The following is a 6,930-nucleotide window of genomic DNA, read 5'->3' on the forward strand; positions in this document are numbered from 1 at the left end:
TGGTTTTATGTGTATGTTGATAGGGGATTAATTATGAAACGTCGGCTTTCAGATATTATTAAGGAGTTACGATTAACCGGACATGCAACAATTTCTGATCTTGCAATTAGATTAGAGGTTTCGGAAGAGACAATCAGACGTGATCTAAAATTACTGTCGAAAGAAGGTTTGATCGAAAAGCACCATGGTAGTGCAACCCTTAGGAATTATAGCAGTGAGCCGGAATTTCACCATCGTATTGAAGAAAACCGAGAGATTAAGATACAGGTCGCTAAATTAGCCGCATCAAGCATCAGTGATGGTGATGTGGTGTTTTTAGATATTGGGACAACGACTGCTTTTGTTGCAGAAGCACTTAAGAACCATAAGGATTTAACGATTGTGACTAATTCTGTGGTTATTGCTAATACGATTTTCGCGGAGAGAGGGTTTAAAACTTATCTAACCGGAGGTGAAATTCGATCTCATGACGGCGGCATGTTTGGTCCTGAAGCTTACGATGCGATCAAGCGTTACTGCATTAACAAAGCAATTTTGTCTACGGCGGGTATTCACCATGCATATGGCTTTTTAACCCATCACCTTTGTGAGGCTGAATTGTATAGTGAAGTAGCAAAAATGGCTGAGGTGACAATTATTTGTGCGGACTCGGAAAAATATAATCGCCGCGCACCGATTAAGTTGTTGGATTTTGAGGATGTGGATATTTTGTATTCAGATCATATGCCTGCCAAAGCGCTTCGTAAGGAATTGGAAAAATATAATGTAGCTATGCGATTATTAGATGGCATGGCAAAAAACGATGTGATTGAGAATACTGCCGCTGATTAACCAGCAGCCTCGATCAGAAAGGTATATATGTCTGCGACGTCTGTATTGATACAACTGTTTGGCACCATTGCTCTATTACTTTGGGGCATGCGGATGGTAAGAACCGGGGTTCAAAGAAGTTTTGGAAGTAAGTTACGTTCTTTTTTAGGGGAATGGCTGTCCAATCGCTTTGCAGCTTTTGGCGCGGGGCTTGGTGTCACGGCTATATTACAAAGTAGTACAGCGACATGTTTGATGGTGGCCGATTTTGCCAGCCGTAATATTGTTGTACTTCCTGTCGCATTGGCAATTATGCTTGGGGCAGATGTAGGGACTGCACTTGTTGCGCAAATTCTAAGTTTGAATTTTTCTTGGCTTTCCCCTGTGTTGATTTTTGTGGGATTTCTGATTTTCACCATCACAACCAGTCAAAAGAAAAGTAATATTGGAAGAATTGCAATCGGGCTTGGGATTATTCTTCTTTCTTTAAAATCTATTGTCGGGGTTTCGGAACCCTTAAGAAATTCTGAAACATTGGTTCTTGTTATTAACGCTTTGGCAGGGGAACCATTAGTTGCTGTTTTGTTGGTTGCCTTGTTAACATGGGCTGCGCATTCCAGTTTGGCGATTGTTTTACTGGTTTGTTCCATGGCGTCCACAGGCGCAATACCTGTTGAACTTGGTATGGTCTTAATTCTGGGGGCAAATTTAGGAGGAGCATTACCGCCAGTTTTTGCAACTCTCTATACATCACCCGCAGGGCGTCGTGTTGCTATTGGTAATGGGGTATTTAAACTGCTGGGCTGTATTTTGATTTTTCCATTCCTTTCAATCGTTGAAAGAGAATTAACGCCATATAGTATTGGTGTGGCTGGCCTGCTCATTAACTTGCATCTCGTATTTAATGTTGGTTTGGCAGTAATTTTTATGCCTTTTACATCTTTGATGGACCGTTTGTTAAAGAAAGTGATCATGGATCAAGATATAGGCGATTCGCCAGAAGTTGTTCGTTATCTGGATATGAGCATTCCAATTGACGCTACATTGGGATTGAGCAATGCGTCTCGTGAAGTGTTGCGTATGGGGGATGAGCTGGATCATATGCTCAAACAATCCTTCAATATGCTTCATGAGGGAGATAGTGAAGAGATTAAGGAAATATCAAAGGGCGATGATGTTGTTGATGAACTATATGAGGCTGTAAAAGTTTATCTTACCGAAATTCGCAAAGAAGAGTTGGATGAACAAGAAAGTCAGCGTTGTGGTGAAGTTATGGCTTTTTGTGCAAATTTGGAACATATAGGCGATATCATTGATAAGAATCTGCTTGCGACTGCAATTAAGCTGATTGAGAAAAATCTATCATTCTCGGAGGCAGGACTTAATGAATTGGAGCAAATTCATCAACGGGTACATGATAATTTGCGCTTGGCTATGGGTGTTTTTATGTCCCAAGATATTGGTATGGCGCGTCGTTTGATTCTGGAGAAAGAAACTTTCCGTCAAATGGAAAACGAAGCTGCTAATAGTCATATGGAACGTTTCCAAGCGGGGCGTCCTGAAACGTTGGAGACATCTAGTTTACATCTTGATGTTATTCGAGATTTGAAACGAATCAATTCCCATCTGACTTCAGTTGCCTATCCAATCTTAGATCAAGCGGGTGAGTTGCGTAAAACACGCTTGCGTAAAAAAATTATGAAGATGGCGTAAGCCCTGATCAACCTTGTTTCTTTGGCCATGTGTCGGTGAGGCGATAGCCTTCCGGCCATGGATCATCTGGGTCTAGCATATGTTGATGTGTCCCTGTAATCCAACCGCGCCCGGAAATTTTGGGAATGATGGCCGTTTTTCCATTTAAATCAGTTGTATCGGCGATTTGTCCGGTAAAAGTTGAATCGATTACAGATTTCATGATCAGGCGTTCACCTTGCTTCATTTTACCTTGTGCATGCAAAACAGCCATGCGAGCGGACACACCTGTCCCTGTTGGTGAGCGGTCTAATTTGCCTGGATCAATGACAACCGTGTTTCGCATTGTCCAATCGTTCGACGCGTTATCTTTGGTTAAAGGGCCCGCTATTTGGCAGAAGGAAATATGTTTCCATTCCGGATTGTCTGGATGTGTGAAGCCGAGTTGTTCATTTGCTGCATGGGTTATCTTTGCGCCAATTGATGCAATATCTTTTGCTTCATCTTCTGTAATAGAAAAACCTAAATCCTTGGCGTCCACCATAACAAAACTGTCACCACCATAGGCCGTATGGACATTTAAGCTGCCTAAACCTTCTATCTCAATTTTTTGATCAAGTTGATCAACAAAGGAGGGCACATTTTGGACAGTAATGATCTTCGCCTTTCCATTTTCGCATTGGGCTTCTACTTCTATCAAGCCACCTGGTGCTTCAAGTGTGATTTTGGTAATAGGTTCAGTCATCGGTAAAATGCCACTGTCCAATAACACCGTGGAAACGCAAATGGAGTTCGACCCGGACATAGGGGGTGTATGTTCTGGCTCCATAATAATAAATCCCATATCTGCTTTCGGATTTTTAGGAGGAACCAATAAATTGATATGGCGGAATACACCCCCACGAGGTTCATTCAATACAAAGTTTCGTAATGTATTATCTTGTTCAATCCATTTGCGCATATCCCATAATGTGTCACCAGGTGGTGGGGCGACGCCTCCGACAATAACATCACCAACTTCCCCTTCTGCATGACAGCTTATGATATGAATTGTTTTACTACTGCGCATTTATGGTGCTCCCTATACCTTTCACTTTCTTCTGATATATCTGTAAATGAGGTGACAGGGAAGTGGCAAATTTGTATATAGCGCATTACACTGAAAAACGGATTTCTTATGAAACTTTATGCCGAACAATGTGAAATAAGTTATTGGGAAAAGTTAAATCCTCTTTTGTCCATTGGGGCGGATTATGATCAGGGGTTGGATGCTAAACTTTCCGAAGATGCGTTGGATAAAATATCCGATAGTCTGAATAAGGACGGTTACTTTTCCTTGCCGCCCATTATCTCTGAAAATCTGATCAATGATCTGCGTGAAGGTATGATGAATTTAAGGGGTGCGAATATTCCACCCGCCTACATCTATGTTTATGATCAGGCATGGTTCCTTTTTGCATCTGTTGGGAAATTGCTGTCTCGTTTCCTCGGTGAAAATCATGCGTTGCTTCCAAACTTTTGGGCCTGGCATTTAGAGACACAGGCCGGGGCGGTAGGCTGGCCACCGCATCAGGATTGCCAAGCAGAAACCTGTTTTCAGATTGAGCATGATAATTATGTGTTCATGAGCCTATCTCTTTGGATACCATTAAATGATACGGATGAAGATAATGGTTGTATGGTGGTGTTGCCTCGATCTGTGGTTGAACAATATGATCAACCAATTACCGATGTGGATCAGGTGAGTTTGGAAGACGGCAAACTACTTCCTGCCAAAGCGGGAAGTGTGATGGGGTGGGGGCAAGATATTTACCATTGGAGCAGCCGTGCGACAGGTCAATCGGATACGCCACGTATTAGTTTGTCTCTAGAATTCCAAAATACAGGCTTTGCACCATTGTCGGAGCCATTGCTGGATGCAAGAACACCGATTTCGTTTGAAGAACGTCTGAAGATGATTGCTATTCAATTTGATAAATACCGGCATATGATTCCTTAACGTGTTGTTTGAAGATTTGAGCAGGATTTTGATCTTCACTACAAGGGCCGATTCATTATAGTCTCCATTAATGAGCTTCTTATGGTGGAAAAAATATGTCTGAAACTTGTATCTGGAATGATGAACGAGCGTCATTTGGGCCTGATGAACTTAATGAGTTAGTAGCTGCCTTTTACCCTGAGATGGGCCTGAAAGATGCTTTATACCCCGTTTTGAAAGATTATCTAGGGGAAGGTAAAACCATCCTTGAGGTGATGGAACTTATCTACGCGTTTTTTCAGCAAGTGCCGGATGATGTTTTTAAAATGTTACCCAACACCCGAAAGGAATACCTGGAACATACGGAAAAAGCTGCGAAAGATGTCAGCTTCAAATTAGGGATTTATTCTAAAGAAAATAAACCGAATCCTGATGGAGTATATTGGCCAAGACAAGAGGCTTTTGAACAGGAACTAATTGAACCGTTTGTCCAGAAATTTCCTATCATGGATATGAATACAGTGTTGGGGGCAGCAGGCAGTTGTTTTGCATCTGAGTTTTCTTTTGCCATGCAACGTAACCGTTTCAACTATCTTATTAAAGAGCCTTTGCACAACGGGACAAAGGGAATTTTTAATTCGTCCAATCATAATAATCCTGATATGCCTGATTCATCTGCTCAATGGGGGACGTTATTTAATGCTCCAGGGTTTACCCATCTGGCAGAACGAGCTTTCGGAGATCGAAGTTTTCCAAAAATCTTAGTAGCTGAGACAAATAAAAGTGGCCTGACTCAATATAATGATCCTTATCGTGAGGGGGTGTATTTTTCTTCGCGTGAGATTTATGAAGATGATTATGAAAATCATCTTCAGGCTGTGCGTGAAGTGTTTGAAGAATGTGAAGTATTCATTTTTACACCAGGTTTGAGTGAGTGTTGGGAATATATGCCTCATGGGTCTGTTTTATCTCGTAACCCGCGTAATGGAACTTTACGCGCTTTGTGCCGCCCGCGTGTATTATCATACAATGATAATGTTCATTATATGCAGCGCTTTATTGATGTTATTAGACATCATAACCCCAAAATTAAGTTTGTGATTTCGGTTTCGCCAATTCCTTTCTTGGCAACAACACGCGGGCATGAGGTGCATGTGATGGAGGCTAATGCTTTGTCAAAGGCATCTTTGCGTTTGGCTGCTGATCATGTCTGCCGAAATAATCAAGACGTATTCTATTTTCCAAGCTATGAATTGGTAACAACGGTGCTACCCAAGCCATGGGCAGAAGATATGCGCCATGTCACAAAAGAAACAGTCAATAAAGTTGTGGGAATGTTTGAGAAAATGTTCGTGAAACAATAAATAAAAGAGGGAAGCAAATGCTTCCCTTTTTCAAAATCATTCACGGCAAATCTTAATCAGCAAAAGCCTTCTCAATCACAAATTGAGAAGGAGCCGCGTTAGAACCTTCATGGAAACCGTGATCCAAAGACATTTGTTTGCAAGATTTTAGCATATCTGTGGAACCGCAAATCATAATACGGTCAATTTCCGGATCAAACTTTGGAACGCCCAAGTCTTCAAATAACTTACCGGATTCAACTAATTCTGTAATACGGCCTTTCACCGGATAATCTTCACGGGTTGCAGATGTGTAATGCACAAGTTTTTCTTGCGCCATCTCACCAATCAACGGATCATCCATCACATCTTTAACCAGTTGTTTGCCATATTCCAGTTCGGCAACTTCACGACACGTATGAGTTAGGATCACTTGATCGAATTTTTCATATACTTCCGGATCACGGATCAAACTTGCAAATGGCGCAATACCTGTACCGGTGGAAAGCATATATAAACGTTTGCCGGGAAGAAGGGCATCAACAACCAAAGTACCTGTTGGTTTTTTACCAAGAAGGATTTTATCACCCGGTTTAATATGTTGTAGGCGGGACGTTAATGGGCCGTCTTCCACTTTGATGGAATAGAAATCTAATTTCTCATCCCAGCTTGGGCTTGCTACAGAATAAGCACGCAATAATGGTTTTCCATCCACCATCAAGCCGATCATGATAAATTCACCGGAACGGAAGCGGAAAGAGCCCGGGCGGGTGATGGAGAATGAGAATAAACGATCTGTCCAATGTTTAACGTCTAGTACAGTTTCAGCTGTGACAGACTTTGGCAGCGTTGTGTTTTCATCAATTGCGTCAAAAGGCATGGCTACGTCCTATGTCCTATCTAATCCAAACAAAAAATAACCATATGTCCGACTTTGAACCAAGCCGATACAAATGATTTTTATCCCTAATCCCGAAAACATTTATGCAGTCTATATACGTTTCTTTATGAGAAATCGCATTGATTTAAATCTAATATTTGAAGAGGGGAAACTCTTCAAAGCCGCATTATTTTTCGCATTCTTCTACTCTCTTTTCTGGAAAATTC

At 41.6% G+C, this 6,930-nt stretch carries 6 protein-coding genes; 4 read left to right on the forward strand and 2 right to left on the reverse strand.

The features are described 5' to 3' along the window. The first annotated feature begins 33 nt into the window (after positions 1-33). Positions 34-831 (forward strand): DeoR/GlpR family DNA-binding transcription regulator, encoded by a 798-nt coding sequence (locus E1160_RS01215; protein ID WP_155153168.1) that lies wholly within the window; start codon positions 34-36, stop codon positions 829-831. Between the two features lie 27 nt (positions 832-858). Further along, positions 859-2,523 (forward strand): Na/Pi cotransporter family protein, encoded by a 1,665-nt coding sequence (locus E1160_RS01220; RefSeq protein ID WP_155153169.1) that lies wholly within the window; start codon positions 859-861, stop codon positions 2,521-2,523. Positions 2,524-2,530: 7 nt separating this feature from the next. Here the strand turns inward: E1160_RS01220 and E1160_RS01225 are convergent, their stop codons facing one another. After that, positions 2,531-3,571: a trans-3-hydroxy-L-proline dehydratase gene (locus E1160_RS01225; protein WP_155153170.1), complete on the reverse strand. Its 1,041-nt coding sequence runs from the start codon at positions 3,569-3,571 to the stop codon at positions 2,531-2,533. 108 nt (positions 3,572-3,679) lie between these two features. Between E1160_RS01225 and E1160_RS01230 the strand changes: the two genes are divergently transcribed. Next, positions 3,680-4,501 (forward strand): phytanoyl-CoA dioxygenase family protein, encoded by an 822-nt coding sequence (locus tag E1160_RS01230; RefSeq protein WP_155153171.1) that lies wholly within the window; start codon positions 3,680-3,682, stop codon positions 4,499-4,501. A 95-nt stretch (positions 4,502-4,596) separates the two neighbouring features. Then, positions 4,597-5,844 (forward strand): GSCFA domain-containing protein, encoded by a 1,248-nt coding sequence (locus E1160_RS01235; protein WP_155153172.1) that lies wholly within the window; start codon positions 4,597-4,599, stop codon positions 5,842-5,844. A 52-nt stretch (positions 5,845-5,896) separates the two neighbouring features. Here the strand turns inward: E1160_RS01235 and E1160_RS01240 are convergent, their stop codons facing one another. Further along, positions 5,897-6,703 carry a ferredoxin--NADP reductase gene (locus E1160_RS01240; protein ID WP_155153173.1) on the reverse strand — a complete coding sequence of 269 codons (807 nt, stop codon included), beginning with the start codon at positions 6,701-6,703 and terminating at the stop codon, positions 5,897-5,899. Positions 6,704-6,930: the final 227 nt, after the last annotated feature.

Source organism: Curvivirga aplysinae (assembly GCF_009711445.1).
GTDB lineage: Bacteria > Pseudomonadota > Alphaproteobacteria > UBA8366 > Aestuariispiraceae > Curvivirga > Curvivirga aplysinae.

What these genes read in the sequence shown, in the direction of transcription:
- E1160_RS01225 (WP_155153170.1), bottom strand. Translation starts at nt 3,571, where the DNA reads ATGCGCAGTAGTAAAACAATTCATATCATAAGCTGTCATGCAGAAGGG.
- E1160_RS01235 (WP_155153172.1), top strand. Translation starts at nt 4,597, where the DNA reads ATGTCTGAAACTTGTATCTGGAATGATGAACGAGCGTCATTTGGGCCT.
- E1160_RS01220 (WP_155153169.1), top strand. Translation starts at nt 859, where the DNA reads ATGTCTGCGACGTCTGTATTGATACAACTGTTTGGCACCATTGCTCTA.
- E1160_RS01230 (WP_155153171.1), top strand. Translation starts at nt 3,680, where the DNA reads ATGAAACTTTATGCCGAACAATGTGAAATAAGTTATTGGGAAAAGTTA.
- E1160_RS01240 (WP_155153173.1), bottom strand. Translation starts at nt 6,703, where the DNA reads ATGCCTTTTGACGCAATTGATGAAAACACAACGCTGCCAAAGTCTGTC.
- E1160_RS01215 (WP_155153168.1), top strand. Translation starts at nt 34, where the DNA reads ATGAAACGTCGGCTTTCAGATATTATTAAGGAGTTACGATTAACCGGA.